This window comes from Catellatospora sp. IY07-71 (assembly GCF_018326265.1).
GTDB lineage: Bacteria > Actinomycetota > Actinomycetes > Mycobacteriales > Micromonosporaceae > Catellatospora.
The window spans coordinates 7,919,125-7,945,859 of the sequence record NZ_AP023360.1 but is presented as its reverse complement, the minus strand read 5'-3'; the positions used below and the strand labels follow the sequence as shown (position 1 = coordinate 7,945,859).

24 protein-coding genes are annotated in these 26,735 nt (G+C 71.5%); 14 read left to right on the top strand and 10 right to left on the bottom strand.

Translation table 11 applies throughout. From position 1 onward, the window contains the following. Positions 1 to 238: 238 nt before the first annotated feature. Entirely contained in the window at positions 239 to 2,977 is a 2,739-nt protein-coding gene (acnA, locus tag CS0771_RS35575) for an aconitate hydratase AcnA (protein ID WP_212845077.1), read from the bottom strand. Between the two features lie 139 nt (positions 2,978 to 3,116). Here acnA and CS0771_RS35570 point away from each other — a divergent pair, with 139 nt between their 5' ends. The 3 genes from CS0771_RS35570 (at position 3,117) to CS0771_RS35560 (ending at position 4,506) form a co-directional block, all read left to right on the top strand. Further along, positions 3,117 to 3,473 carry a VOC family protein gene (locus CS0771_RS35570; RefSeq protein WP_212845076.1) on the top strand — a complete coding sequence of 119 codons (357 nt, stop codon included), beginning with the start codon at positions 3,117 to 3,119 and terminating at the stop codon, positions 3,471 to 3,473. A 72-nt stretch (positions 3,474 to 3,545) separates the two neighbouring features. Beyond that, positions 3,546 to 4,190: a LysE family translocator gene (locus tag CS0771_RS35565; RefSeq protein WP_212845075.1), complete on the top strand. Its 645-nt coding sequence runs from the start codon at positions 3,546 to 3,548 to the stop codon at positions 4,188 to 4,190. 37 nt (positions 4,191 to 4,227) lie between these two features. Further along, positions 4,228 to 4,506 (top strand): hypothetical protein, encoded by a 279-nt coding sequence (locus tag CS0771_RS35560; protein WP_212845074.1) that lies wholly within the window; start codon positions 4,228 to 4,230, stop codon positions 4,504 to 4,506. Here the strand turns inward: CS0771_RS35560 and CS0771_RS35555 are convergent. Next, positions 4,491 to 4,736 carry a hypothetical protein gene (locus CS0771_RS35555; protein ID WP_212845073.1) on the bottom strand — a complete coding sequence of 82 codons (246 nt, stop codon included), beginning with the start codon at positions 4,734 to 4,736 and terminating at the stop codon, positions 4,491 to 4,493. The two genes, CS0771_RS35560 and CS0771_RS35555, sit on opposite strands and share 16 nt — an antisense overlap. Before the next feature lie 248 nt (positions 4,737 to 4,984). On the opposite strand from CS0771_RS35555, the gene CS0771_RS35550 reads away from it, so the two are divergent. After that, positions 4,985 to 5,989, top strand: coding sequence for a pirin family protein (locus tag CS0771_RS35550; RefSeq protein ID WP_212845072.1), 1,005 nt, complete (start codon positions 4,985 to 4,987; stop codon positions 5,987 to 5,989). Positions 5,990 to 6,090: 101 nt separating this feature from the next. Here CS0771_RS35550 and CS0771_RS35545 read toward each other — a convergent pair whose 3' ends face one another. After that, a complete protein-coding gene (locus CS0771_RS35545) occupies positions 6,091 to 6,249 on the bottom strand; it encodes a hypothetical protein (RefSeq protein ID WP_212845071.1) in 159 nt (52 codons plus the stop codon). A 251-nt stretch (positions 6,250 to 6,500) separates the two neighbouring features. Here CS0771_RS35545 and pulA point away from each other — a divergent pair, with 251 nt between their 5' ends. Further along, positions 6,501 to 12,245: a pullulanase-type alpha-1,6-glucosidase gene (pulA, locus tag CS0771_RS35540; RefSeq protein ID WP_244871226.1), complete on the top strand. Its 5,745-nt coding sequence runs from the start codon at positions 6,501 to 6,503 to the stop codon at positions 12,243 to 12,245. Positions 12,246 to 12,389: 144 nt separating this feature from the next. Here pulA and CS0771_RS35535 read toward each other — a convergent pair whose 3' ends face one another. Then, a complete protein-coding gene (locus CS0771_RS35535) occupies positions 12,390 to 13,835 on the bottom strand; it encodes an aminopeptidase P family protein (RefSeq protein WP_212845070.1) in 1,446 nt (481 codons plus the stop codon). A gap of 72 nt (positions 13,836 to 13,907) precedes the next feature. On the opposite strand from CS0771_RS35535, the gene asnB reads away from it, so the two are divergent. The 4 genes from asnB (at position 13,908) to CS0771_RS35515 (ending at position 17,524) form a co-directional block, all read left to right on the top strand. Beyond that, a complete protein-coding gene (asnB, locus tag CS0771_RS35530) occupies positions 13,908 to 15,923 on the top strand; it encodes an asparagine synthase (glutamine-hydrolyzing) (RefSeq protein WP_212845069.1) in 2,016 nt (671 codons plus the stop codon). A gap of 70 nt (positions 15,924 to 15,993) precedes the next feature. Beyond that, the gene (locus CS0771_RS35525; RefSeq protein WP_212845068.1) at positions 15,994 to 16,479 is read left to right on the top strand and encodes a hypothetical protein; all 486 of its coding nucleotides are present in this window, start codon (positions 15,994 to 15,996) and stop codon (positions 16,477 to 16,479) included. Between the two features lie 9 nt (positions 16,480 to 16,488). Further along, positions 16,489 to 16,950, top strand: a complete 462-nt coding sequence (locus tag CS0771_RS35520; RefSeq protein ID WP_212845067.1) for a hypothetical protein — start codon at positions 16,489 to 16,491, stop codon at positions 16,948 to 16,950. Beyond that, a complete protein-coding gene (locus tag CS0771_RS35515) occupies positions 16,937 to 17,524 on the top strand; it encodes a carboxymuconolactone decarboxylase family protein (RefSeq protein WP_212845066.1) in 588 nt (195 codons plus the stop codon). The genes CS0771_RS35520 and CS0771_RS35515 overlap by 14 nt, the downstream gene beginning before the upstream one ends. On the opposite strand, the gene CS0771_RS35510 is transcribed toward CS0771_RS35515, so the two are convergent. Then, complete coding sequence (locus tag CS0771_RS35510; RefSeq protein WP_212845065.1) at positions 17,517 to 18,368, bottom strand: MBL fold metallo-hydrolase; 852 nt, start codon at positions 18,366 to 18,368, stop codon at positions 17,517 to 17,519. The two genes, CS0771_RS35515 and CS0771_RS35510, sit on opposite strands and share 8 nt — an antisense overlap. After that, positions 18,368 to 18,754 (bottom strand): thioesterase family protein, encoded by a 387-nt coding sequence (locus CS0771_RS35505; protein WP_212845064.1) that lies wholly within the window; start codon positions 18,752 to 18,754, stop codon positions 18,368 to 18,370. The genes CS0771_RS35510 and CS0771_RS35505 overlap by 1 nt, the downstream gene beginning before the upstream one ends. 167 nt (positions 18,755 to 18,921) lie before the next feature. Here CS0771_RS35505 and CS0771_RS35500 point away from each other — a divergent pair, with 167 nt between their 5' ends. Next, entirely contained in the window at positions 18,922 to 19,542 is a 621-nt protein-coding gene (locus CS0771_RS35500) for a hypothetical protein (RefSeq protein WP_212845063.1), read from the top strand. Here the strand turns inward: CS0771_RS35500 and CS0771_RS35495 are convergent. Genes CS0771_RS35495 through CS0771_RS35480 form a run of 4 tightly spaced genes read right to left on the bottom strand, consistent with a single transcriptional unit; the run spans position 19,539 to position 21,922 of the window. Further along, positions 19,539 to 19,712, bottom strand: coding sequence for a hypothetical protein (locus CS0771_RS35495; RefSeq protein WP_212846314.1), 174 nt, complete (start codon positions 19,710 to 19,712; stop codon positions 19,539 to 19,541). The genes CS0771_RS35500 and CS0771_RS35495 overlap by 4 nt on opposite strands. 49 nt (positions 19,713 to 19,761) lie before the next feature. Next, positions 19,762 to 21,180, bottom strand: a complete 1,419-nt coding sequence (locus CS0771_RS35490) for a PH domain-containing protein (RefSeq protein WP_244871225.1) — start codon at positions 21,178 to 21,180, stop codon at positions 19,762 to 19,764. Next, complete coding sequence (locus tag CS0771_RS35485) at positions 21,177 to 21,704, bottom strand: PH domain-containing protein (RefSeq protein WP_239125751.1); 528 nt, start codon at positions 21,702 to 21,704, stop codon at positions 21,177 to 21,179. The genes CS0771_RS35490 and CS0771_RS35485 overlap by 4 nt, the downstream gene beginning before the upstream one ends. Before the next feature lie 17 nt (positions 21,705 to 21,721). Then, the gene (locus CS0771_RS35480; RefSeq protein ID WP_244871224.1) at positions 21,722 to 21,922 is read right to left on the bottom strand and encodes an acetone carboxylase; all 201 of its coding nucleotides are present in this window, start codon (positions 21,920 to 21,922) and stop codon (positions 21,722 to 21,724) included. Positions 21,923 to 22,232: 310 nt separating this feature from the next. Here CS0771_RS35480 and CS0771_RS35475 point away from each other — a divergent pair, with 310 nt between their 5' ends. The 4 genes from CS0771_RS35475 (at position 22,233) to fabG (ending at position 26,727) form a co-directional block, all read left to right on the top strand. Beyond that, complete coding sequence (locus CS0771_RS35475; RefSeq protein ID WP_244871223.1) at positions 22,233 to 23,273, top strand: MoxR family ATPase; 1,041 nt, start codon at positions 22,233 to 22,235, stop codon at positions 23,271 to 23,273. Between the two features lie 43 nt (positions 23,274 to 23,316). Then, on the top strand, positions 23,317 to 24,411 hold the full coding sequence (locus CS0771_RS35470) for a DUF58 domain-containing protein (RefSeq protein WP_212845062.1): 1,095 nt from the start codon (positions 23,317 to 23,319) through the stop codon (positions 24,409 to 24,411). Next, the gene (locus CS0771_RS35465) at positions 24,408 to 25,367 is read left to right on the top strand and encodes a VWA domain-containing protein (RefSeq protein ID WP_212845061.1); all 960 of its coding nucleotides are present in this window, start codon (positions 24,408 to 24,410) and stop codon (positions 25,365 to 25,367) included. Before CS0771_RS35470 ends, CS0771_RS35465 begins: the two co-directional genes overlap by 4 nt. 646 nt (positions 25,368 to 26,013) lie before the next feature. Then, on the top strand, positions 26,014 to 26,727 hold the full coding sequence (fabG, locus tag CS0771_RS35460) for a 3-oxoacyl-ACP reductase FabG (RefSeq protein WP_212845060.1): 714 nt from the start codon (positions 26,014 to 26,016) through the stop codon (positions 26,725 to 26,727). The last annotated feature ends 8 nt before the right edge of the window (positions 26,728 to 26,735 follow it).

Sequence of the window (26,735 nt, the reverse complement as noted above, 5' to 3'; positions counted from 1 at the left end):
CCACCGCCTCGCGCGAAGATCGGCGCTTCGTGTCAGAAGGTGCGGTGAGAGCTGACTTCTCGACACGAGGCCGCGATCTTGTGGCCGACCCGACCCGACCCGACCCGACCCGACCCGGCCCGGCCCGCTGCGCTGCGACTGCGGGACGCGAACCGGGTGCGCCCCTGACCGCGGGCGTTAAGAAGGGCACCTTCCTCTACGCAAAGCGATAAGAAGGTGCCCTTCCTTGCCTACAGGGTCAGCTCTCCAGCATCTTGCGGAGGACGTACTGGAGGATGCCGCCGTGGCGGTAGTAGTCCGCCTCGCCGGGGGTGTCGATGCGGACGACCGCGTCGAAGGAGACCCCGGTGTCGGTGGTGACCTGGACCGTCTTCGGGGTGGTGCCCGCGTTGAGGGCCTCCACGCCGGTGATGGTGAAGGTCTCGGTGCCGGTCAGGCCGAGCGAGTCGGCGGTGTGGCCGGCCGGGTACTGCAGCGGCAGCACGCCCATGCCGATGAGGTTCGAGCGGTGGATGCGCTCGTACGACTCGGCGATGACGGCCTTCACGCCCAGCAGCGCGGTGCCCTTGGCGGCCCAGTCGCGCGAGGAGCCGGAACCGTACTCCTTGCCGGACAGGATCACCAGCGGCACGCCCGCGGCCTGGTAGTTCACGCTGGCGTCGTAGATCGTCGTCACCGGGGCGTCCGCGACGGTGAAGTCGCGGGTGAAGCCGCCCTCGGTGCCGGGCGCGATCTGGTTGCGCAGGCGGATGTTGGCGAAGGTGCCCCGGATCATCACCTCGTGGTTGCCCCGGCGGGAGCCGTACGAGTTGAAGTCCTTGCGCTCCACCCCGTGCTCGGCCAGGTACTTGCCGGCCGGGGAGTCCGCCTTGATGGAACCGGCGGGCGAGATGTGGTCGGTGGTGACGGAGTCGCCGAGCTTGGCGAGCACCCGCGCTCCGGCGATGTCGCTCACCGGCGACGGCTGCGCCGCCATGCCCTCGAAGTACGGAGGCTTGCGCACGTACGTCGAGTCACCGGCCCAGGCGAACGTGTCACCGGTCGGCGTGGGCAGGCCCTGCCAGCGCTCGTCGCCGGCGAAGACGTCGGCGTAGTCCTTGGTGAACATCTCCGCCGAGATCGCCTGGTTGATGGTCTCCTGCACCTCAGCCGGGGTCGGCCAGATGTCGGCCAGGTACACCGGCTTGCCGTCGGCGTCCGTGCCCAGCGGGTCGTGGACCAGGTCGACGTCCATGCTGCCCGCGATCGCGTACGCGACGACCAGCGGCGGGGACGCCAGGTAGTTCATCTTGACGTCCGGGTTGATCCGGCCCTCGAAGTTGCGGTTGCCGGACAGCACCGACACCACGGCGAGGTCGGACGCGTTGACCGCGGCGCTGATCTCCTCCGGCAGCGGGCCGGAGTTGCCGATGCAGGTCACGCAGCCGTAGCCGACCAGGTGGAAGCCGAGCTTCTCCAGGTACGGCACGAGGCCGGCCTTGGCGTAGTAGTCCATGACGACCTTGGAGCCGGGGGCCAGCGTGGTCTTCACCCACGGCTTGGCGCGCAGGCCCCGCTCGACCGCCTTCTTCGCCAGCAGCGCCGCACCCAGCATGACCTGCGGGTTCGACGTGTTGGTGCAGGAGGTGATGGACGCGATCACGACCGCGCCGTGGTCGAGGTGGTAGACCGTGCCGTCGGCGGCGGTCACCGGGGTCGGCTTGCTGGCCCGGGTCACCGTGTGCGCCGGGGCGTCGGACGCCGGGAAGCTCTCCTTGCCCGCCTCGTCGATGTCGTCCTCGTCGACGTAGTCCGGCAGCGCGGCGCGGAACGCGGTCTTGGCGTCGGTCAGCTCGACCCGGTCCTGCGGGCGCTTCGGGCCGGCGATGCTCGGCACCACCGTCGACAGGTCCAGCTCCAGGTACTCCGAGTAGGCCGGCTCGACCGACGGGTCGTGCCACAGGCCCTGCTCCTTGGCGTAGGCCTCGACCAGCGCGATCTGGTCGGCGCTGCGGCCGGTGAGCTCCAGGTAGGCGATGGTCTCCGCGTCGATCGGGAAGATCGCGCAGGTGGAGCCGAACTCGGGGCTCATGTTGCCGATGGTGGCCCGGTTGGCCAGCGGCACCGCGGTCACGCCGGAGCCGTAGAACTCGACGAACTTGCCGACCACGCCGTGCTTGCGCAGCATCTGCGTGATGGTCAGCACCAGGTCGGTCGCGGTGGTGCCCGAGGGCAGCTCGCCGAACAGCTTGAAGCCGACCACCTTGGGGATCAGCATGCTGACCGGCTGGCCCAGCATCGCGGCCTCGGCCTCGATGCCACCCACGCCCCAGCCCAGCACGCCCAGGCCGTTGACCATGGTGGTGTGCGAGTCGGTGCCGACCACGGTGTCCGGGTACGCCTGGCCGCCGCGCGGCATGATCACGCGGGCCAGGTGCTCGATGTTCACCTGGTGCACGATGCCGGTGCCCGGGGGCACGACCTTGAACTCGTTGAACGCCGTCTGGCCCCAGCGCAGGAACTGGTAGCGCTCCTGGTTGCGGCCGTACTCGATCTCGACGTTGCGCTCGAACGCGTCCTGGCGGCCGAACACGTCGGCGATCACCGAGTGGTCGATGACCAGCTCCGCCGGGGCCAGCGGGTTGACCTTGGAGGCGTCGCCGCCCAGGTCGCGCACGGCCTCGCGCATGGTGGCCAGGTCGACCACGCACGGCACGCCGGTGAAGTCCTGCATGAGGACGCGGGCGGGCGTGAACTGGATCTCCACGCTCGGCTCGGCGGCCGGGTCCCAGCCGCCCAGCGCGCGGATGTGATCGGCGGTGATGTTGGCGCCGTCCTCGGTGCGGAGCAGGTTCTCCAGCAGGATCTTCAGGCTGAAGGGCAGCCGCTCGTGGCCCTCCACCTTGTTGATCTGGAAGATCTCGTAGCTGGCGTCTCCGACGCGCAGCTCGCTCTTCGCACCGAACGTGTCGAGGCTCGCCACGTCGTACTCCTTCACAGCGGGTCTGTTACAGCCTGAGTCTTTCGCAGAGGTTGGAGCCTGAGCAGGTAAGGCAAGACTTACTCCGCTGTGGCCCGACGAACTAAACCGTACGTCCGTCTTGTTATGCGCGCAAGCCCGTGCCAGACTCCGAGACGTGATTCACCACGTACAGGTCGCCTGCCCCCGGGGCAGCGAGGACGTCCTGCGAGCCTTCTACGTCGGCGTCCTCGGCATGACCGAGAAGCCCAAACCGCCCGCCCTCGCCGTACGCGGCGGCTGCTGGTTCGTCGACGACCACGGCAGCGAGCTGCACCTCGGCGTCGAAGACGACTTCCACCCGGCGCGTAAAGCGCACCCGGCTCTCGTCCGCCCCGACCTCGACACCCTCGCCGACCGCCTGGAAGCCGCCGGCTACCCCGTCACCTGGGGCAGCGACGAGGTCCCCGGCATGCGCCGCTTTCACACCGAAGACCCCCACGCCAACCGCCTGGAGTTCGTCCTCCCGCTGTGACGCCTCGGCGTCCGGGCCACCGGGTCGGGATTGGACCTCGCCCCGCTGCGAGCGGCGGGGGAGGGTGGGGGCATGGTGACGTGGGGTGCGGTGTTGGGGGTGTTCGCGGTCGCGCTGGCGATGGTGCTGACACCGGGGCCGAACATGATGTATCTGGTGTCGCGGAGCATCACGCAGGGGCGGCGGGCCGGGCTGGTCTCGCTGGCCGGGGTGGCGGTGGGGTTCCTGGTCTACCTGTCGGCGACGAACCTCGGGCTGTCGGCGATGTTCCTCGCGGTGCCGCAGCTGTATCTCGCGGTCAAGCTGGCCGGTGCGTGCTACCTGGGCTGGCTGGCGGTCAAGACGCTGCGGCCGGGTGGGGTGTCGGTGTTCGCGCCGGCCGCGCTGCCGCCGGACTCGCCGCGGCGGCTGTTCACCATGGGCCTGGTCACCAACCTGCTCAACCCGAAGGTCGCGATCATCTACCTTTCGCTCATCCCGCAGTTCGTCCGGCCTGAGGCCGGGCATGTGCTGGTACAGGGATTCGCGCTGGGCGCGGTGCAGATCGCCGTCGCGGTGACCGTCAACGGCCTGATCGTGCTGGCGGCCGGTGCCATCGCCGGGTTCCTGGCCGATCGTCCGGTATGGCTGCGCGCCCAGCGCTACCTCATGGGCTCCGTGCTCGGCCTGCTCGCCGTGCGCATGGCCACCGACAACGCCCGCCCCGCCCCCGCCTGAGCCGTCCGGTGTCGGTGCGGGCCGCTACCGTCCGCGTATGGGTGTGGTGGTGGACTACTTCGCGGCGAGCGAGGCGGAGTTCGCCGCGCTCGGGCTCGACGGTTCGCCGTACCAGCGGGATCTGCTGGTGGTCCACCGCAAGGGCTGGCTGGACGGGCTGCCGTCGCTGGCCGACGTGCCCGACGAGCGGCTGGCCGAGTACGCCGACGAAGAGCTGCTCGACGAGTTCGAGACGCGCTGGGTCACCGCGATCCGCGATCTGGCCCGGCACGCGCAGGCGACGGGCCGAGAGCTCTACTGCTACTCCATCTGGTAGCCGGTCAGCAGCGCGAACACCTCGGCCCGCAACGCGGGCGGCACCTCCGCCCCGATCCACCAGCCGGTGACCAGCGCCATGTCGTCGCTGTCCGATAGCGCGCGCTCGCGGCCGAATCGGAGGTGGAACCGGATCTGCTCCTTCGCCGGCGAATCGGGCCAGGTCTCCACGACGGCCTGCGCCGCCGTCACCCGGCGTGAGACGTGGTCCAGCACGGCGTGCCCGATCACCTCGGCCTCCGCGAACCGCGGGTCAGCTCCTCCCGGCCCATCCCACCGGCCGTCACGGATCCCAGCCCCGGCCGTCAGCCCGCTCCCGCATGTCCCGAAGGTCGATCATGAAGTTGTGGCACGAACACGCCGTCGAACCTTGCCATAAGTTCATGATCAACGGGGTGGGTGGGTGGGCTGGGAATGGTGGACGGTCGTTGACTGTTCAACTATTGTGTCAGGGAGTATTTGAGTGGAGGAGGGGCGTCATGCCTGCCGTTACCGTTGAAGACCTGTTGGTGCTGCCGCGGGTGACCGTGCCTGGGGAGGCGGCCGTCGAGCGGAAGGTGGCGTCGGTGACCGCCGCGCCGTCGGGGTTCGAGGGCGAGGGCTTCCCGGTGCGGCGCGCGTTCGCGGGGGTGGATCTGCGGGCTCTGGACCCGTTCATTCACATGGACCAGATGGGTGAGGTGGAGTACGCGCCCGGCGAGCCGAAGGGGACCCCGTGGCATCCACACCGCGGGTTCGAGACCGTGACGTACCTGCTCGACGGGACGTTCCGGCACCAGGACTCGCACGGTGGCGGGGGCCTGATCAGCGACGGCGACACCCAGTGGATGACTGCGGGTTCAGGTCTGCTGCACATCGAGGCGCCGCCGGAGGAGCTGGTGCTGTCGGGCGGGCTGTTCCACGGTTTCCAGCTGTGGGTGAACCTGCCCGCGAAGCAGAAGATGTCGCCGCCGCGCTACCAGGACATCCGGGCCGGTCAGGTGTCGCTGCTCAGCTCGCCTGACGGTGGTGTGCTGCTGCGCGTCATCGCCGGTGAGGTGGCCGGGCACAGTGGGCCGGGCATCACGCACACGCCGATCGCCCTGGTGCACGCGACGCTGGCGCCGGGGGCGCAGCTGCGGCTGCCCTGGCGGCCGGACTTCAACGCGCTGGTGTACACGCTGGCGGGCGCGGGTTCGGTGGGCGCCGAGCGGCGGCCGGTGAAGCTGGGCGACCTGGCGGTGTTCGGGGCCGGTGACGTGATCACGGTCGAGGCCGACCGGGCGCAGGAGAGCCGCAACGCGGCGGGCATGGACGTGCTGATCCTGGGCGGGCTGCCGATCCGCGAGCCGGTGATGGCGTACGGGCCGTTCGTGATGAACACGAAGGCCGAGCTGATCCAGGCGTTCGAGGACTATCAGGCGGGCAAGCTGGGCGTGATCCCGAGCGAGCCGCGCAAGGTGGACGTCGGCAGGGGCGACCACCCGGGGCACGACGTGCTCTGACCGCATACCGCCGCCCGGCGCCGGCCCAGCGGGGCCGGGCGGCCCGTTAGGAAGGGCACCTTCTTATACGCGAAGCGATAAGAAGGTGCCCTTCCTTGCTCTCACGGGATCGGTGGGAGCGGGGGAAGGGGGAGTTCGGGGACGGGGGGCAGGCTCGGGTCCACGGGGAGGCCCGGCACGGCGCCACCGCCGGTCAGGATCGTGATGAGACTGGCGAGCAGATCGTGGATGCTGCCCAGCAGTTCGGTGATGGCTTCCATCGGTTCCGCCTCTCGGTCCGGGAGTTGCGGGGAATCGGCCGATTAGGTCTATTTGATAGCGGATATCCGACTTGCAACAAGGGTCGGCCTGCTTCCGGGTGTCCGCCGGACGGGTGGCGATGGCGCGCGTTTCATGAGGATGCTGTCAACACGGCAACCGTTGCAAGGTCTTGCGGAAACATTTCAGTTACCCGTATGTTGCCGCTGATGCTCGTGTGACGCCCCCGAATCCCTTCCGCAGGAGTTGGCCCATGGCAGCCCTTCGCGCCCTCGCGCGCACCGCGGCACCGCTACGCGGGAAACCGAGAAACCTCAGGATCCTCCTGATCGGACTGCTGGCGCTGGTGCTCGCCGCCGCGCCGATCGTGATCGTCCGCGTCCTGTCCGGCGACGGCCCCGCGCAGTGGGTCGAGGCCGGGGAGACGTACTGGCAAGACGAGCCCGCCGCGGCCGCGCTGGCCGGCGCCGCGACGCCACAGCGGCAGGCGGAGCAGTTCTACTTCGTGCTGCCCGACCGGTTCGCCAACGGCGACACCCGCAACGACAAGGGCGGGCTGAGCGGCGACCGGCTCAAGACCGGCCTGGACAAGACCGACAAGGGCTTCTACCACGGCGGCGACCTGGCTGGTGTGATCGACAGGCTGGACTACATCCAGGGCCTGGGCACCACCGCGATCTGGCTGGCGCCGGTGTTCAAGAACCGGCCGGTGCAGGGCACCGGGGCCGACGCGTCAGCCGGCTACCACGGTTACTGGATCACCGACTTCACCCAGGTGGACCCGCACTTCGGCACCAACGCCGACCTGAAGCGGCTGGTCAAGCTCGCGCACGAGCGCGGCATCAAGATCTACCTCGACGTGATCGTCAACCACACGGCCGACGTGATCGCGTACGAGGAGAACCAGTACTCCTACGTGGACAAGAAGACCAGCCCGTACGCCGACGCGCAGGGCCGGGCCTTCGAGGACGCCAACTACGCCGCCGGGCGTAGCGGGTTCCCGCAGGTGGACCGCACGTCGATGCCGTACACCCCCGTCTTCAAGAACGCGGCCGACGCGAAGGCCAAGGTGCCCGCGTGGCTGAACGACCCGACGATGTACCACAACCGCGGCGACTCCACCTTCTCCGGCGAGAACAGCACCTACGGTGACTTCTTCGGCCTGGACGACCTGTGGACCGAGCGCCCCGACGTGGTGCGCGGCATGACGAAGATCTACTCCGACTGGATCGCGTCGACCGGCGTCGACGGCTACCGGCTGGACACCGCCAAGCACGTGAACATGGAGTTCTGGCCGCAGTTCAGCCAGGGCATCGCGAGCAACGCCAAGAAGGCGGGCAAGCCGGACTTCTTCATGTTCGGCGAGGTGTACTCGGCCGACCCGGCGATCATGTCGAGCTACGTGCGGCAGGGGCGGCTCCAGGCCACCCTGGACTTCGGCTTCCAGGCCGCGGCGCAGGGCTTCGTCACCGGCGGCTCGGGCCAGGGCCTGGCCGACCTGTACGCCGCCGACGGCATGTACACCTCGCGCGGCGCGGACGCGTACACGCTGCCGACCTTCCTCGGCAACCACGACATGGGCCGCATCGGCACGTTCATCAGGAACTCCGGCGCGGACGCGGACGCGGCGCTGCAGCGGGACCGGCTCGCGCACGAGCTGATGTTCCTCACCCGCGGCCAGCCGGTCGTCTACTCCGGCGACGAGCAGGGCTTCACCGGCAACGGCGGGGACAAGGACGCCCGGCAGGACATGTTCGCCACGCAGGTGGCCGACTACCTCGACGACGACCTGCTCGGCACCGACCGCACCCACGCGGCCGACCAGTACGACACCGCGCACCCGCTCTACCGCGCCATCGCCGACCTGGGCGCGCTGCGTAAGGCCCACCCGGCGCTGCGCGACGGCGTGCAGCTGACCCGGCACGCGGGCGACGGCGTGTTCGCCTTCTCCCGCCTCGACCGCGCCTCCCGCACGGAGTACCTGGTCGCGGCCAACAGCGGCACCGCCCCGAAGACCGTCACCGTGGACACCGCGACGGCGGGAGCGGCGTTCGGGCAGCTCTACCCGGTTGCGGGCGACGGTGTCACGGCCGGTGCGGACGGCAAGGTGACCATCACGGTCCCGGCGCTGTCCAGCATCGTGCTGCGCGCCGACCGGGCCGTGCCGCAGGCGGGCGACCCGCAGGTGAGCATCGTTCCGGCCGACGGCACCAAGGTGGCCACCCGGGCCGCGATCACCGCGCAGGTCACCGGCGACCCGCTCGCGACGGTCAGCTTCGCCGCGCAGGTCGGCGACGGGGCGTGGAAGCTGCTCGGCACCGCGAACAGCGCGCCGTACACCGTGCACCACGACCTGACCGGCCTGGCCGGCGGCACCACCGTGCGCTACAAGGCCGTGGTCCGCGATGGGCAGGGCCGCACCGCGAGCGCGGTCAGCGCCATCAGCGTGGCCTCGCCCGCGCAGGCCGCGCAGCGCGAGTACGTGCTGGTGCACTACCAGCGCGCCGACGGCGACTACAACCCGTGGGGGCTCTACACCTGGGGCGACGTCGACGGCTCGATGCAGCACCCGTGGCCGCAGGGGCAGCCGTTCGCCGGGGAGGACTCCTACGGCCGGTTCGCCTGGGTGAAGGTCAAGCCGGGCGCGACGAACGTGGGCTTCCTGGTCGTGAACGGGTCCGGCAGCAAGGACGTCGAGGCCGACCGCAGCGTCGACCCGAGCCGGGTCGGCGAGATCTGGCTCAAGTCGGGTGACGCGACGATCTACCCGTCGCGTGCCGCCGCCACCGGCAGGGCCGACGTGCACTACCGGCGCGCTGACGGGGCGTACACCGGCTGGGGCCTGCACCTCTGGGGCGACGGCCTGGCCGCCGGGGCGGGCACCGACTGGAGCAGCCCGCGCCAGCCGGACGGGACCGACGCGTTCGGGGCACACTGGAGTGTGCCCGTCGCCGACGCCACCAAGCCGGTGAACTTCATCGTGCACCGGGGCGACGAGAAGGACCCGAACGCCGATCTCGCGGTCGACCTGGGCGTCGGCGAGGCGTGGATCGCGTCCGGTGACGCGACCGTGCACCCGACCCGGGCCGCCGCCGAGCGCACCGCGGTGCTGCACTACCGCCGCGCCGACGGGAACTACGCCGGCTGGGGCCTGCACCTGTGGGACGGCAACGCCAACCCGGTCGAGTGGGGCAGCCCCATGCTGCCCACCGGCACCGACGCGTACGGCGCGTACTGGCGGATCCCGCTGGTCGAGGGCGCGACCGGGGTCAACTACATCGTGCACAAGGGCGACGAGAAGGACCTGCCCGCCGACCAGCGGCTGGACTTCGCGACGTTCGGCAACGAGGTGTGGATCCTGTCCGGGCAGCAGGCGTACCTGCGGCCGTCGGTCAAGGGCGCGGCACTGGACATCGACCTGACCAAGTCGTCCGCCCACTTCCTCGACCGGGGCACGGTCGCCTGGAACAAGCGCGACACCGACGGCAAGGTGTACGACCTGGTCGTCGCGCCGAACGGCGGGCTGTCCGTGGTGGACGGGGCGCTGGCCGGCGAGTTCACGAAGATCCGGCTCAACGCGTCCGGCGGCCTGTCGGAAGCGCAGCGCAGGAAGTTCCCGCACCTGTGGGCGTACGGCGCGTTCGACGTGAGCGCCCCGCTGTCCACACTGAAGAACGCGCTGCGCGGCCAGCTCGTGGTCACCGAGAGCGACCACGAGGGCAAGCTGCTCTCCGCCACGGGTGTGCAGGTGCCGGGCGTGCTCGACGACGTGTACTCCGGTGCGCGTGAGGTGACGCTCGGGCCGGTGTACACCAAGGGGAAGCCCAGCCTGGCGCTGTGGGCGCCGACCGCGAAGGACGTGAAGCTGGAGCTGTTCGACACCCCGTCGGCGGCCGCCCAGGTCGTGTCGATGAACCGCGACGACAGCACCGGTGTCTGGAAGGTCAGCGGCTCGGCCGACTGGACCGGCAAGTACTACCGGTTCAAGGTCAGCGTGTGGCAGCCCGCCAAGAAGGAGGTAGTCACCGCGTCGGTGACCGACCCCTACTCGGTGGCCCTGTCGGCGAACTCCACGCACAGCCAGCTCATCGACCTGGCCAGGCTGCCCAAGCCCGCGGTGCAGAGCCCGGCCTGGACCGGCAAGGCGCAGATCCAGGAGCTGTCGGTGCGCGACTTCTCCGTCGCCGACACCACGGTGCCGCAGGACAAGCGAGGCACGTACGCCGCCTTCACCGACCCGCAGACCGCGGGCATGACGCATCTCAAGGCGCTGGCCGACGCCGGGGTCTCGCACCTGCACCTGCTGCCGGTGTTCGACTTCGCGACCATCCCCGAGAAGCGTGCCGACCAGCAGCAGCCCGCCTGCGACCTGGCGTCGCTGCCCCGGGACTCGCAGCAGCAGCAGGAATGCGTCGCGGCCGTGGCCGAGAAGGACGGCTACAACTGGGGCTACGACCCGCTGCACTACACCGTGCCCGAGGGCGGCTACGCCACCGAGCCCGAGGGTAAGGCGCGCAACGCCGAGTTCCAGTCCATGGTGGACGGCATCCACCGGTCCGGGCTGCGGGTCGTGCTGGACGTGGTCTACAACCACACCTCGGCGGCGGGCGACGACCCGAAGTCGGTGCTGGACCGGATCGTGCCCGGCTATTACCACCGCCTGCTGGCGGACGGGGCCGTGGCCACCTCCACCTGCTGCGCCAACACCGCGCCCGAACACGCGATGATGGGCAAGCTGGTGGTCGACTCGCTGGTCACCTGGGCGAAGACCTACCGGGTGGACGGGTTCCGGTTCGACCTGATGGGCCACCACCCGAAGCAGAACCTGCTCGACGTGCGCGAGGCGCTGGACCGGCTCACGCTGAGCCGCGACGGCGTCGACGGGAAGTCGATCCTGCTCTACGGCGAGGGCTGGAACTTCGGCGAGGTCGCGAACGACGCCCGGTTCGAGCAGGCCACGCAGGCGAACATGGCGGGCACCGGCATCGCCACGTTCAACGACCGGCTGCGCGACGCCGTGCGCGGCGGCGGCCCGTTCGACGGCAACCCGCGGATCCAGGGCTTCGCGTCGGGGCTGTACACCGACCCGAACGGGGACACGGTCAACGGCACGGCCGCCGAGCAGAAGGCGCGGCTGCTGCGCCAGCAGGACCAGATCAAGGTCGGGCTGGTGGGCAACCTGGCGGGGTACACGTTCACCGACTCCAGCGGGGCGAAGGTGAGCGGGGCCGAGGTGGACTACAACGGCTCGCCGGCCGGGTACACCAAGGCGCCCGGTGAGGCGGTGACGTACGTCGACGCGCACGACAACGAGATCCTGTTCGACGCGCTGGCGTACAAGCTGCCGCAGGACACCACGGCGGCGGACCGGGCGCGGATGCAGGTGCTGGCGCTGTCGACGGTGGTGTTCAGCCAGGGCACCGGGTTCTACACCGCGGGCTCGGACCTGCTGCGCAGCAAGTCGCTGGACCGCAACTCGTACAACTCCGGCGACTGGTTCAACGCCATCCGCTGGGACTGCGCGAGCGGCAACGGGTTCGGCCTCGGCCTGCCGCCGAAGCCGGACAACGAGAGCAAGTGGGCCTACGCCAAGCCGCTGCTCGCCGATCCGGCGCTGGTGCCGGGCTGCGCGGCGATCGACCTGGCCAAGGACCGGTTCGCCGAGCTGCTGCGGGTGCGCTCGTCGAGCGCGCTGTTCGAGCTGCGTACGCAGGCCGAGGTGCAGCAGGCGGTGACGTTCCCGCTGTCCGGCGCGGCCGAGACGCCGGGCGTCATCACCATGGTCCTCAAGAAGGACGGCAAGACCGTGGTCGTGGTCTTCAACGGCACCCCGTCGTCGGTCGACCAGACCGTGGCGTCGCTGAAGTACGCCCGCCTCGGACTGCACCCGGTGCTGGCCGGCTCGGTGGACCCGCTGGTGCGCCAGTCGGCGTACGCCCCGGCCACCGGCACCTTCACGGTCCCCGGCCGGACGGTGGCGGTCTTCGTCACCCGCTGACGCCCACGTGCCGAGGGGCGGTCCGCATCGCGCGGGCCGCCCCTCGTCTGTTCAGTTGATCACGGTGCCAGGGTCGGGACACGCCGTCGAACACGTCCATAAGTTCATGATCAACGGGGAACCCCGCCCGGCCGTGGGGCGCGGTCAGCCGGGGAGGCGGGGGCCGGCCTCGCGCTGGGTGGCGAGCCAGGACTCGACGTCGGCCGCCGTGCGGGGGAGGCCGTCCGACAGGTTGACGGCGCCGGTCTTGGTGACCAGGACGTCGTCCTCGATGCGGATGCCGATGCCGCGCAGTTCGGCGGGGACCAGCTCGTCCTCGGGCTGGAAGTAGAGGCCGGGCTCGACGGTGAGCACGTAGCCCTCGTCGAGGGCGCCGTCCTTGTACTTCTCGTGGCGGGCGTGCGCGCAGTCGTGTACGTCGATGCCGAGCATGTGGCCGAAGCCGTGCAGGGTCCACCGGCGGTAGATGGTGGACTCCTTGGACATCGCCTCGTCGACGCTGACCGGGAGGATGCCCAGCTCGTGCAGGCCCTCGGCGAGCACCCGCATGCAGGTGGTGTGCACGTCGGCGAACTTGACGCCGGGCTTGATGAAGTCCATGCCGGCCTGCTGCGAGCGCAGCACGATGTCGTACACCTGCCGCTGCAGCGGGGTGAACGTGCCGCTGACCGGCAGCGTCCGGGTGACGTCGGCGGTGTAGAGGTTGCGGTTCTCCACGCCCATGTCCAGCAGCAGCAGCTCGCCGGGCGTGACGCGCCCGTCGTTGCGGATCCAGTGCAGCACGGTGGCGTTGCCGCCCGCGCCGACGATGGAGCTGTAGCCGACGGTGTTGCCGTCGTGGCGGGCGCGCAGGCCGAACACGCCGTCGATGAGGCGCTCGGAGACCGGCCGGTCGGCCGGGATGATCCGGGCGACGTCCTCGAAGCCGCGGGTGGTGGCGTCGATGGCGTCCTGCAGCTGGGCGATCTCCCACTCGTCCTTGACGAGCTTCATCTCGGAGATGACCCAGGCCAGCTCGCGGTCGCGCTCCGGGTTCGTCGCCCGGACCCGCTTGTCCACGTGCGGGTCGAGGCCGCGCAGCACCCGGGTGCGGCCCGGCGCGAGGTCGTCGAGCACGTCGGCGAGCGTGTCCAGGTGGGCGGTCTCGACGCCCAGCTCGGCGGACTTCTCGCGCAGCGTATGGCGGCGGCCGATCCACAGCTCGCCGTAGCGGCGGTCCTTGAAGAACTCGTCGGTGTCGCGCGGCGAGCGCGGGCGCACGTACAGCACCGCGTCGTGGCCGGAGCCGTTGGGCCGCAGCACCAGCACGCTCTCCGGGTCGTGCTCGCCGGTGAGGTAGACGAAGTCGCTGCCGGGACGGTACGGGAAGTCGGTGTCGTTGGCCCGGACCATCTCGTGCCCGGACGGGATCACCAGTGTCTCGCCGGGGAACGCCGCGGACAGCGCCGAGCGGCGCTTGGCGTGGTTGGGGGCCTCCGCCCGCAGGGTCACCGGGAGCTCGGTGTCGCTCCATCCGGTGCGCATGAACTGCAGGAACTTCTCCGGGTACGCAGGGTCGTGCGACTCGGTGCCCTTCTTCTCTTCAGTCATATTGCCGCCTCCGAGCAATGTCTTCGTGTGTTCTGAGCCTATCGCCCGCCGGTGGCTGGCATGATTGCCCACGTGTGCGGACTTTTGGCCTTTTTCAGTAGTCAGGGCACGGTCGACGGGTATGCCGAGCCACTCCGCGAGGCCCTGGAGCGGCTGCACCACCGGGGCCCGGACGAGACCGGCCTGGACGTCGTCGGCACCGACGCGATCTTCGCGCACAAGCGGCTGGCCATCATCGACGTCGAGTTCTCCAAGGAGCCGCTGCCCTGGTCGCCGCCGGAGGCGGACGGCACCGAGGCGGCCGAGCCGCGCTACCTGCTCACCTTCAACGGCGAGATCTACAACTACGTCGAGCTGCGCCAGGAGCTGATCGACACCTGCGGCGCCACGTTCGCCACGCAGGGCGACGGCGAGGTCATCGTCGCCGGATACCACTACTGGGGCGAGGCGGTGCTGGACCGGCTGCGGGGCATGTTCGCCTTCGTGATCTGGGACCGGCAGGAGCGGGCCGCGTTCGGCGCGCGTGACCCGTTCGGCATCAAGCCGCTGCACTACCTGCACACCGTGGACGGGCTGTTCCTGGCCAGCGAGAAGAAGGCGCTGCTGCCGTTCGCGGCCAGCGCGACGGCGGGCAACGCCGGCCTCGGCCCGGTGGAGCTGTCCCACCTGCTCACCTTCCAGTACGTGCCGGAGCCGCACACGCTGCACCGCGGGATCGAGCGCATCGGCTCGGGGGAGTGCCTGACCTGGCGGCCCGGCCCCGCCGACGGCCCGCGCAACGGCGGCGAGCTGACCCGGCGCCGCTGGTTCCGGCCGGTGCTGCGGCCCACCCCGGTCGAGCACCCGCAGCGGCTGTTCGACGAGATCCGCGAGACGCTGCGCGAGAGCGTGCGCCTGCACATGCGCTCGGACGTGCCGGTCGGCGCGTTCCTGTCCAGCGGCATCGACTCCACCGCGGTGGTCGCGCTGGCCCGGGAGTGGAACCCGGACATCCTGACCTTCACGGTCGGTTACGACGTGGCCGGGTACTCCGAGATCGACGTGGCCCAGGACTCGGCGCGGCAGCTCGGGGTGACCACGATCCCCACCAAGATCGGTGCGCAGGACATGATGGACGCGCTGCCGCGCATCGTCTGGCACCTGGACGACCCGGTCGCCGACCCGTCGCTGGTGCCGCTCTACCACGTCGCCAAGACCGCGGCGGAGCACGTCACGGTGGTGCTGTCCGGCGAGGGCGCGGACGAGTTCTTCGGCGGGTACGCCATCTACCGCGAGCCGCTGTCGCTGGCCCCCGTGACGCGGCTGCCGGACCCGTTCCAGCGCGGCCTGCGGGCGATCTCCAAGGCCATCCCGCACGGCGTGCGCGGCAAGAGCTACCTCGAACGCGGCACCACGCCGCTGACCTCACGCTTCAGCGGCAACTCGCGCATCTTCACCGACGACGCCGAGATCCGCCGCCTGCTGCGCCGCAAGGACGCCGCCGACGCCGCGGCCCGATTCACCGACGTGACCGCGCCGTACTTCGCCGAGGCCGCCGCCGACGGCCTGGACGAGGTGGCGACCATGCAGTACGTCGACATCCACACCTGGCTGCGCGGCGACATCCTGGTCAAGGCCGACCGCATGTCCATGGCGCACTCGCTGGAGCTGCGGGTGCCGTTCCTGGACCGCGAGGTGTTCGCGATCGCCGCGCGCATCCCGCAGGAGTTCAAGGTGCCGCCGCGCTCGCACGCCACCAAGTACGCGCTGCGTAAGGCGCTGGAGCAGGTGGTGCCGCCGGCCATCGTCAACCGGCCGAAGCTCGGCTTCCCCACGCCGACCCGGGTGTGGCTGGCCGGCGAGATGTTCGACTGGGCGCGGGAGATCCTGCACACCTCCGGCGCCGACGACCTGCTCGACCTGACGTATGTGGACGGCCTGCTCAAGGAGCACCGGGCCGGGACGGCGGACCACTCCCGCAAGATCTGGACGGTGCTGGTGTTCTGCGTCTGGCACTCCATCTTCGTGGCCCGCACCCTGGACCCCGGGATCGGCCGCAACGCCTCGGCGCTGCTGACGAAACCCGTCGTCGGCTCGATGGTTTCCTGACCGTTAACGCCGTGACATGCTTTCCCTGACATCCACCGCCGTCGCGGGCGGAGCGGTTCGGGGAGGCGCGATGGAGCGGGCGATCCTGTGTGGAGTGTCGTCCCTGGTCAGACCGGATGCGCTCGTCTCGGCCCGAGGGCTCTGGCGCACGCCGGGGCCCTCGCGGCTGTTCCACGCCGACGCCGCCGAGGCGCCGGAGGCCGCGCTGCCCTGGCTGCGCGAGGTGGCCGAGGAGTTCGTGCGCCGGGCCGACCTGACCGTGCTGTCGGGCGCCGACGCGGCCGCGCTCTACGGGCCCGTGCCGCCGCTGCGCCCCGCGCGTCGACTGCGTTCGATGGGTGACGGGGCGGTGCTGCTCGTGTGCGGTCCGCAGACGTCCATCCTGATCTGCGACGACGCCGACGCGCGGCCGCGCGCGGACGGGCCGGCCGATGTCCTGTTCGGACTGCCGTTCACCCCCGCGTTACCGAATCTGCAGGCAGCGCTGGGTGCCAACGGTGTGCCGTGGGACGCAGCGGGCTGGTTGGATCTAGTAAATACGGCGTACGCGGCCTAAGGTGCCTTCGTGCCCCTGCATCCTCAAAACGACAACGAGAAGACCGCCGAGGCCCTGCTGGCCACGCTGCGCCACGCGGTGCTGGACGGTCCCGGATCGACGCCGTCGCGCGTGCGGCACGCAGTCGCCGAGGCGAAGGTCGAAGAGCTCAACCAGGAACTGCGCGAGTACGTGGAGACGCTGCGCGAGCACGCCTGGCGCAGCACCGACGACCAGGTGCGCGAGCTGCTGGCGGTCGGCTGGGTCGAGGACCAGGTCTACGAGCTGACCGTGGCGGTGGCGCTGGGCGCGGGCGGCCGCCGGGTCGACGCGGGACTGGCGGCGCTGGCGCGGGCCGAGGCCCGGCGCGCGGCAGGCGCACCGCCCACGGGCTCTGTGCGCACCGGCGTCGTGCCGACGCAGACCATGCCGGCCGCCGTGCAGGCGACGCCGGTCGCGGCGCAGGCGGAGGTGCGGCGTGCGGCTGCCTAGCCTGAGCCGGTCCTGGCGCTTCAGCGACCGGGTCAAACTGAAGATCATCCGGCTGGCCAGCGGCCGCCCGCCGGCCGACATCCTGAAGATCCTGCACTACCGCCGGGAGTTCTTCGGCGAGCCGTTCACCGACTGGGTGCACCAGGTGCTGCGCGGCCCGTCGGAGTGGAGCGTCGGCGAGCGCGAGCTGATGGCCGCCTTCGTGTCGCACCTCAACCAGTGCCGCTTCTGCGAGGGCAGCCACGCCGCGATCGCGGACGTGACGCTCGGGCCGGACGTGACCGCCGCGGCGCTCGCCGACTGGCGCACCGCCCCGCTGCGCCCGGCGCTGCGGGCCGCGTTCGCGCTGCTGGAGGTGCTCACGCTGCGGCCGGCCGAGGTCGGCCCGGAGCACATCGAGGCGGCGTACGCCCACGGCGTCACCGAGCAGGGCGTGCGCGACGTGATCCACGTCTGCGGCATCTTCTGCACCATCAACCGGATCGCCGACGCGGTGGACTTCGCCGTGCCCGACGACAAGGGCCTCAAGGGCGACGCGTACCAGCTGCTCAAGCGCGGCTACGCGATCAGCTGAGCACGTTCGGCGTGGCCGCGTCCAGCTGGGCGTAGCCACGCCGCACCGCGTGCTCGGCCTCGCGCTGCCCGGCGGCGCCCCAGCGGCTTAGCGAGCTGGCCGCGGCAACCTTCGCCACGTCCCCGCCGTCGCCGTGCGCCTCCCGGATCAGCCAGTCCAGCGCGGCCAGCTCGTCGTGCGCGATGTTCAGGAACTCGGCGTCGACGATCTCGCCGTGCCCCGGCACCACCACCGTGTCCGGCCCCGCCGCCACGGCCAGCGCACGCAGCGTCTCCGGCCAGTCCAGCGGGAACGCGTCGGCGAAGCCGGGCGGGGCGCCCTCCTCTACCAGGTCCCCGGCGACGAGCACGTCGTCGACGCGTACCACCAGGTCGCCGGCGGTGTGGCCGCGGCCGTGCCAGGACACCTTGACCAGCCGCCCGCCGATGTCGATCAGATCCTCGCGGGCCACCTCGGTGTTCGGCGGCTTGATCTCGGTCAGGCCCACCTCGCGCGCGATCCGCTCGTCGTCGCCGAGCAGCTCCTGCTCCCAGACGCGCTGCCAGGCCAGGCCGTTCTCGCGCAGCTCGCGCGCGCACTCCTGGTGGCCCCAGATCGGGGTGGCGGGCCCGGCCAGCGTCGCGTTGCCGAAGCAGTGGTCGAAGTGGAAGTGCGTGTTCACGATGCCCAGCGGCTTGGTGGTCACCCGCAGCACCGCCTCGTGCAGCTCGCGCGCCTGCGTCCCGGTGGACAGCGTGTCCACCAGCAGCGCGCCCGTCTCCCCGGTGATCAGCGTGCAGTTGACCCGCAGGTACGGGTACACCAGCACATGCACCCCGTCGGCGATCTCGGTGAACTCCGTCATCAGCCAGTCGCCTTCTCCACGAACCGGTGCCGGTCCACCAGGACCCGCTCTACCCGACCCTCCGCCGCGACGGTGTCGCCGTCGCGCACGGTCACCTCGAAGGTGAGCCGGCGGCCGTCGACCTTCGTCAGCAGCGCCTCCGCCACCACGCTACGGCCTACCGGGGTCGCGGACCGGTGATCCAGCTCGACGCGTACCCCGACCGTGGTCTGTCCCGACTCCAGCACCCGCGCGGTGGCCGCCACGGTGGCCGCCTCCGCCAGCGCGATCACCCGCGGGGTGCCCAGCACCGGGACGTCGCCCGAGCCCAGCGCCTGCGCCGTGTCCGCGTCACTCACCGTCAACTGAACCTTCGCCGTCAACCCCGCAGTGAGCTGCTGCACCATGGGCCACAGCGTAGGCCCTCACCCCGGCCCCCGCACGCATCGCCGTCGCGCCCGTTCCGCCGCCGTAACTCTTACGGAGTCGCGCCCTCCGCAAACGCTTCAGGCCGCAACTCTTACGGAATTCGCGACCGCTCGGCGCGGAGCGGAGAGGGCTCTAGGATGTGTCGATGCTCGTCGACTTCGACGGGGAGCGGCTGGCGGTGACCGCCGCTGGCGCGCTGGACGGCGACCATGCGACGACGATCCGGGCGGCGGCCTACGACGGGCGCCTGCTGCGCTTCCCTGACCCGCAGTGGCGCTGCGTCTACCTGGGGGCGGGCGAGGAGAAGGCCTGCTTCGGGGTGCGCGACGGCGCCGGGCGCATGTTCGTGCTGGAGGTCCTCGACGAGCGCACCTACCTCAACGGGCGCTTCGTCGGCGGGGCCTACTTCGGCGACCACCGCGTGCCGGGACTGTCGGGGGTGCCGAAGTCGCCCGGTGCGACCATCGGCCTGCGCTTCACCGGCCTGGTCAAGGCCAGGCAATGGGTGTACGGGCACGAGTGGGCGCGTTTCCGCTGGCGCCCCGACCGGCCCTCCCCGCTGGACGCCCCGCTCACCGCGTACCTGCGGCTGGTGCTGGGCGGCCGGTACGCCCGCTACCGGCGGCACTACCGCGACGTGCACGAGCGCAACGTGCTGTTCGAGGTCCGCCCGGCGCGCTCGCGAGGGGTGCCGGTGCTCGCTCGCGACCTCGGCGGCCGGATCCGGCTCGTGCGCGTCGGTCTGCAGCCGATCGACCTGCGTTAGGCGGCGGCGACCCAGTAGAGCTGCTTGTGCCCGCGCGCCTCGAACTCGGCGGCCAGCGCCTCGGCCTCCTCGCGGGTGGCACACCGGCGCATCTCGTAACGGTTGCCGTTGTCGTCCTGCCGCCACACCACCCAGGGGCGGTCGGGTCCGGCTCCGTCGTTCGGCGGCAACGGTTTCACCTCGCTCCCGGATGTATAAGTCGACTTATAGTAAGTCGACTTATACATCCGCGCGGGCGGCGCGAGCGCGCTCGGTGAGTTCACCGGCCCAGCCGAAAGCCTCCGCGAGCGGGCGGTGCACGGCGGCGGCCGGGGTCGCGCCGGCCACGTCGACGTATACCGTGGCCAGGTCCAGGCGGCGCTGCCACGGTCCCTGCACCACGCGGACGCTCTGGATGCGGGCGTACGGCACCACGGTCAGCTGGCGGGTGGTCAGCCCGTCCACGGCGGCGAACCCGGCGTCGGTGAGCCCCGCGGCCAGCACCCGGTGCCGCAGCGGGGCGAGCCAGACGGCACGGGCCGGGACCGGCGACAGCGGCAGCGCCCCGAGGTCGATGCCCGGCACCGCCAGCGGGACCAGGGCACGGGCGGTCTCCAGGGTGGCCACCGGCAGCAGCCGGTCGGTCTCGGCGCGGCTGCGCTGGCCGTCGGCGTTCACCGCGCTGTTCTGCCCGGCCACGGCGAGGGTGACCCGCAGCCAGCCCTTGCCGCGCCACAGCAGCGGCCAGGTGACGGTCAGCGACTGGATGCGCCGTGGGGCCACCAGCTGGCTGCGCGTCTCCAGCAGTCCGTGCCGGATGCGCAGGCGGCCGTCGTCGGTGCGGCCCAGCCGGAAGTTCCAGAAGTTCAGGATGCGCATCACCGGCGCGCCGATGGTGCCGGCCACGGCGGTGGCCATGCTCGCGATGGCGAAGATGCCGAAGTCGCTGTTCAGCATGAGCTGGCCGACGATGTAGAGCACGGCCAGCGGGGTGAACATCACCGGCGGGGTGAGGAACTGGCTGACCACCACGTCGTTGTCGTCGACCCGGTGGATGTCGGGCTCGTCGGGCTGCTCGGCCGCGGGTTCCCCGGCTGTCTCGGCCGGGGCCGGAGTGCGGGCGGTGAGGGCGAGCAGGCGGCCGCGCAGCGCGGTGGCCTCGGCCAGCGGCAGGAACGCCAGCGGGGCCTCGGACTTGGCCGCGCCCGCCACGTCCAGCCGCAGCTCGGCCAGGCCCGCGAGCCGGGCCAGCACCGGCTGCACCACTTCGATGGACTGCAGCCGCTCCAGCGGCACCGCGCGGGTGCGCCGGAACAGCACGCCCTCGTGGATGCGCAGCTCCCGGCCGACCACCTGGTAGCCGGTGAACCGCCAGGCCACGGCCGAGTAGAGCAGGACGAGCACCAGCAGGCCGAGCACGGCCAGGGCGTAGTTCTTCGTGCCGAGGTTCTGCAGGCCGCGCCAGGACACCGCGGCGATGACGATGATCAGCGTGCGCACGCTCTTGAGCACGGGGCTCAGCGGGTGCAGCCGCTGCCGCGCGATCATCAGCGGCCCGCCGGCCGGCGGCGCGCCGGGGGCGGGCACCGGGTCAGGGGTGCGCGGCGCGGGGGTTGCCGCGCCGGTGGCCGGCTCGGGCGGGTGCGCGGGCGAGGTCATAGCCCCTCACCGGCGTCCTCGCCGAGGGCGGCGAGCCGGTCGCGCAGCCGGGCCGCCTCGGCGGGCTCCAGGCCGGGCACGGTGGCGTCCGAGGCGGCGGCGGCCGTGTGCAGCTGCACCGTGGCCAGCCCGAAGGCGCGTTCGAGCGGGCCCGCGACCACGTCGACGAACTGCATCCGGGCGTACGGCACGATCGACAGGTGGCGCACCATGCGCCCGTGCCGGACCAGCAGGTCGCGCTCGCGCTCGGCGTAGCCGTAGGAGCGGGCGGCGCGGACGGCGACCACGGCGCGGGTCACGTCGAGCACGACCACGACGACGGCGCCGATCACGGCCCACCGGGTGCTCCAGAGCACGCCGACGACGGCGCACGCGGCCAGCAGCACGGCGGTATTGATGACGACCCGGGTCAGCTCCAGCCAGACCAGGCGGGGCGAGACGGGGCGCCAGGTGACCTCGCCCGGCCACGGGTCGAGCGGGCCGGGGGCCGGTGCGGCGTACGGGACGGGGTGCGGCTCGGTCACGTTTCGACCATAGACGATCAGGTCAGCGGCAGCGTCTCGCGCAGGAAGCCCCGGGCGGACAGGAAGTCGGCCAGCGTCTGCCGGTGCTCGTCGCAGGCCAGCCAGACCTTGCGCCGGGCGGGCTCGTGCAGCTTCGGGTTGTTCCAGCGCAGCTCCCAGGTGGCAGCGGCGCGGCAGCCCTTGCGCGAGCAGATCAGGGGAGCGTCGGCCTCGGTCACGGGCAGGAGCCTACCGAGCCGGCATCCGGCATGAAAAAAGCCGAGCTGCTGCTCGGCCGCGGTGGTGAGGTGCTGTGTGGTTTGGCGTGCCGGGCGGCCACGGGGGAAGCCGCCCGGCAACGCACGAATACTAACCACGCGCCGGGCGCGGAGGGAAGAGCGGTCCGGCATCCGATCGGATGAAATCGAACGCGGCCTCGTCCACGCCCGGCTTGGACTGGGTTGGGGCGAATCAGTGCACTATGCCGCATAGGTCGGCTGATCGTGCGAGGCTGGGGCAGGTCAGGACCGTCGTACGCGAGGAGCCGCGGTGCAGCCCATCACCTGTGACAACCCTGCCCCGGGACTGCCCGACGGCGCCGTGACGGGCCCCGCCCAGGACGCCACGCTGCTCGAACGGGCCATGTTCGAGGTGAAGAAGGTGATCGTCGGGCAGGACCGGCTGGTGGAGCGGATGTTCGTGGCGCTGCTGGCGCGCGGGCACTGCCTGCTGGAGGGCGTGCCCGGGGTGGCCAAGACGCTGGCCGTGGAGACGCTGGCCACCGTCGCCGGCGGCTCGTTCGCGCGAGTGCAGTTCACCCCCGACCTGGTCCCCGCCGACATCGTCGGCACGCGCATCTACCGGGCCGGCAGCGAGACGTTCGACGTCGAGCTGGGCCCGGTCTTCGTGAACTTCCTGCTGGCCGACGAGATCAACCGCGCGCCCGCCAAGGTGCAGTCGGCGCTGCTGGAGGTGATGGCCGAGCGGCACGTGTCGCTGGGCGGCGCCACCCACCCGGTGCCGGCCCCGTTCCTGGTGATGGCGACGCAGAACCCGATCGAGCAGGAGGGCGTGTATCCGCTGCCCGAGGCGCAGCGCGACCGCTTCCTGCTCAAGGTGCTGGTCGGCTACCCGACCGACAGCGAGGAGCGGGAGATCGTCTACCGGATGGGCGTCGCGCCGCCGCGCGCCGAGCCGGTGCTGTCCACCGAGCTGCTGCTGGGCCTGCAGGAACGCGCCGACCAGGTGTTCGTCCACAACGCGCTGGTCGACTACGCGGTGCGCGTGGTGCTGGCGACCCGGGCCCCGGCCGACCACGGCCTGTCCGACGTGGCCCGGCTCATCCAGTACGGCGCCAGCCCGCGCGCCTCGCTGGGCCTGGTGCGCGCCACCCGGGCGCTGGCCATGCTGCGCGGGCGCGACTACGCGCTGCCGCAGGACGTGCTCGACATCGCGCCGGACATCCTGCGGCACCGGCTGGTGCTCAGCTATGACGCGCTCGCCGACGAGGTGCCCGCCGACTTCGTGGTCGGCCGGGTGCTGTCGGCCGTGCCGCTGCCCTCGGTCGCCCCGCGCCAGCAGGCGACATGACGGCGGGCACCGTCGGCGGCGTGCCGGCGCCGGGGGCGGTCCGATGAGCGGGGCTGCCGGGCGGGCCGTATCCGGCACCGGCCAGGCGGCCGTGGACGCGGCGCGCGGCGGCGGCGAGGCGGCGCTACGCCGGCTGCAACTGCTGGTCAACCGCCGTCTGGACGGCCTGCTCCAGGGCGACTACCTGGGCCTGCTGCCCGGTGCGGGCAGCGAGGCGGGCGAGTCGCGGGAGTACCGGGCGGGCGACGACGTGCGCCGGATGGACTGGCCGGTCACCGCCCGCACAACGGTGCCGCACGTGCGGCTGACCGTCGCCGACCGGGAGCTGGAGACCTGGCTGGCCGTCGACCTGTCGCCCAGCCTCGACTTCGGCACCGCCCGCCTGCTCAAACGCGATCTGGTGCTGGCCGCGACGGCGGCGATGACCCACCTCACGGTACGCGGGGGCAACCGCGTCGGAGCCGTCGTGAGCCGCGGCGGCGGCGACCTGGTCCGCCGCCCCGCCCTCCCCGGCCGCCGCGAGGCGCAGGGCCTCCTCCGCACCATCGCCCGCCTCATCGACGAGGACCCCGCCCGCCGCCAGCCGGGCCCGTCGGCTCGCGGTTTCGGGGAAACTGTGGCAAAGAAGCCCCTGATTCGTGCACTTTCCCCGAAACTGCGAGCCGGAAAGCACGGCGCGGCGGGTGGAGCACGGGAGGCGAGCCGGGGGGCGGACAGTCTGGGGGCGCTGATCGGGGCGTTGAACAGTCCGCCGCGGCGGCGGGGGCTTGCAGTGATCATCTCGGACTTTCTCGATCCGCCGGAGCGGTGGGCGTGGCCGCTGCGCAAGCTGGCCACCCGGCACGAGGTGCTGGCGATCGAGGTGCTCGATCCGTGCGAGCTGGCGCTGCCCGACGCCGGCGTGCTGGAGCTGCTCGACCCGGAGACGGGCATCCTGCACGAGGTGCAGACCGGTGACCGCAGGCTGCGCCGCCGCTACGCCGACGCCGCCGCCCGGCAGCGGGAGCTGGTCGCCGACGCCGTACGCACGGCCGGGGCGCGGCAGGTGCGGCTGCGCACCGACTCGGACTGGCTGCTGGACCTGGTGCGATTCGTCGCCGCCCAGCGGCACCGCCGGACCCGCGGGGGGAGCCGATGATCCGTTTCCTGGAGCCGTGGTGGCTGCTGGCGCTGCTGCCGGTGCTGGCGCTGGCCGCCGCGTACGCCTGCCGGCACCTGCTGCGCCGGTTCCGCCGGGACACCGCGCTGCCGTTCAGCAACCTGGAGCTGCTGCGCTCACTGGTGCCGCGCGGGCTGGGCTGGCGCCGCCATGTGGCCGCCGCGACGTTCCTCGCCGCGCTGTTCGCGCTGGTGGCGGCGCTGGCCCGGCCGTCGCTGGAGGTGGAGGAGCCGCTGGAGCGGGCGACCATCATCCTGGCCATCGACGTGTCGCTGTCCATGCAGGCGGGCGACGTCGAGCCGACCCGGATGGAGGCCGCGCAGGCGGCGGCCAAGGATTTCGTGACCGAGCTGCCCGGGTCGTACAACCTGGGTCTGGTCTCCTTCGCCAAGTCGGCCAACGTGCTGGTGTCGCCGGGCAAGGACCGCGAGGCGGTGACCGAGGCGATCGACGCCCTGCAGATGGCGGAGGCGACGGCCACCGGCGAGGCCGTGCTGACCTCGCTGGACGCGATCAAGGCGGTGCCGGGGGCCGGTGCCGAGGGCCCGCCGCCGGCCCGGATCGTGCTGCTGTCCGACGGGTATCGCACGTACGGCCGCTCGATCGAGGAGGCGGCCGCGGCGGCGGTCGAGGCGAACGTGCCGGTGACCACCATCGCGTTCGGCACCGACACCGGCATGGTCGACATCGCGGGCCAGATGCAGCGGGTGCCGGTGGACCGGGAGGCGCTGGCGCAGCTGGCGGAGACGACCGGCGGCTTCTTCTACGAGGCGGCGTCGGCGGCCGAGCTGGCCCAGGTCTACCAGGACATGGGCTCGTCCATCGGGCACCGGACGGTGCCGAAGGAGATCGGCCAGTGGTTCGCCGGGGTGGCGCTGCTGTTCGGCCTGGCGGCCGGGTCGCTCAGCCTGCTCTGGGCGTCGCGGCTGCCCTGATCAGCCGACCTGCCTGGCAGACGGGCGTATCCGGGACACGCACGCCTGCCAGGCAGGTCCGGTGATCGGTGGTACGGCGCGCCGGCGCCGTCGCGGGCGCGCGCTGCCGGACGCGCTCAGCGGACGCTGACCAGCAGGAAGACGGCTCCGACCCAGGCCGCGGCGAGGGTGAAGCCCAGCGGGGCGAGGTAACGGCTCATGACTGGCTCCGGTGACTGTGTTGTTCCTGGGCAACTACAGGGGCACTCGGGACGAGTCATGACCAGGTCACGGCGCAGACCTACCGGCCAAGCGGCGGAGAGCCGGCTCGGAGGGCAGGACGCGCGGGGATGCGAGAGGAGGCAGCGCTACGGAGAGTCAGCGCGCGGCTCGCAGGACCCGGCCATGACTCGGAGGATCGCTATCTCGCATAGCGATCACCTCCTTAGGCCGAGAGTCCAGCAAGCAAACGCCGTGATCGTACCGTATGGGTGATCGTGGTCGGCATCAGCCTTCCCGGCAGGGTTTCCGTGTCCACCCGGCTGTCACCCGTTAGCGGAATCCTCCAAAGATTGTAGGTGGATTTAGTCACGGCCCCCTACCCGCCGTGTTCACGCGCACGTCCTAGGGTGAGTCGGAACCCCTGATCGCCATCGAAGGAGCAACCGTGTCCCGTACCGTCCTGGTCACCGGCGGCAACCGCGGCATCGGCCTGGCCATCGCGCAGGCGTTCGCCAAGCAGGGCGACCGCGTCGCCATCACCCACCGGGGCACCTTCGACCAGGCCGCCGCGCCCGACATCCTGGGCGTCACCTGCGACGTCACCGACTCCGACGCGGTCGACGCGGCGTTCACCACCATCGAGAACGAGCTGGGCCCGGTGGAGGTGCTGGTCGCCAACGCCGGCATCACCGACGACACGCTGCTGATGCGCATGTCGGAGGAGCAGTTCAGCCGGGTGCTCGACACCAACCTCACCGGCGCGTGGCGCTGCGCCCGCCGGGCCGCGACCAAGATGGTCCGGGGCCGCTTCGGCCGCATGATCTTCATCTCGTCGGTGGTCGGCCTCTACGGCGGCGCCGGTCAGGTCAACTACGCGGCCAGCAAGGCCGGTCTGGTCGGCGTGGCCCGCTCCATCACCCGTGAGCTGGGCTCGCGCAACATCACCGCCAACGTGGTGGCGCCCGGTTTCATCGAGACCGACATGACCGACAAGCTCACCGAGGACCGCAAGGCCGAGATCCGCAAGGCCATCCCGGCCGGCCGCATCGCCGCGGTCGACGAGGTCGCCGGCGTGGTCACCTGGCTCGCGGGCGACACCGCCGGCTACATCTCCGGCGCGGTCATCCCGGTCGACGGCGGCCTCGGCATGGGCCACTGACCCCCCTT

Bases quoted from the DNA above. Each gene is read 5' to 3' on its own strand.
- CS0771_RS35565 (WP_212845075.1), top strand. From the start codon at position 3,546: ATGGTGACGTGGGGTGCGGTGTTGGGGGTGTTCGCGGTCGCGCTGGCG.
- CS0771_RS35560 (WP_212845074.1), top strand. From the start codon at position 4,228: ATGGGTGTGGTGGTGGACTACTTCGCGGCGAGCGAGGCGGAGTTCGCC.
- CS0771_RS35550 (WP_212845072.1), top strand. From the start codon at position 4,985: ATGCCTGCCGTTACCGTTGAAGACCTGTTGGTGCTGCCGCGGGTGACC.
- CS0771_RS35545 (WP_212845071.1), bottom strand. From the start codon at position 6,249: ATGGAAGCCATCACCGAACTGCTGGGCAGCATCCACGATCTGCTCGCC.
- pulA (WP_244871226.1), top strand. From the start codon at position 6,501: ATGGCAGCCCTTCGCGCCCTCGCGCGCACCGCGGCACCGCTACGCGGG.
- CS0771_RS35535 (WP_212845070.1), bottom strand. From the start codon at position 13,835: ATGACTGAAGAGAAGAAGGGCACCGAGTCGCACGACCCTGCGTACCCG.
- CS0771_RS35525 (WP_212845068.1), top strand. From the start codon at position 15,994: ATGGAGCGGGCGATCCTGTGTGGAGTGTCGTCCCTGGTCAGACCGGAT.
- CS0771_RS35510 (WP_212845065.1), bottom strand. From the start codon at position 18,368: ATGACGGAGTTCACCGAGATCGCCGACGGGGTGCATGTGCTGGTGTAC.
- CS0771_RS35505 (WP_212845064.1), bottom strand. From the start codon at position 18,754: ATGGTGCAGCAGCTCACTGCGGGGTTGACGGCGAAGGTTCAGTTGACG.
- CS0771_RS35500 (WP_212845063.1), top strand. From the start codon at position 18,922: ATGCTCGTCGACTTCGACGGGGAGCGGCTGGCGGTGACCGCCGCTGGC.
- CS0771_RS35490 (WP_244871225.1), bottom strand. From the start codon at position 21,180: ATGACCTCGCCCGCGCACCCGCCCGAGCCGGCCACCGGCGCGGCAACC.
- CS0771_RS35470 (WP_212845062.1), top strand. From the start codon at position 23,317: ATGAGCGGGGCTGCCGGGCGGGCCGTATCCGGCACCGGCCAGGCGGCC.
- CS0771_RS35465 (WP_212845061.1), top strand. From the start codon at position 24,408: ATGATCCGTTTCCTGGAGCCGTGGTGGCTGCTGGCGCTGCTGCCGGTG.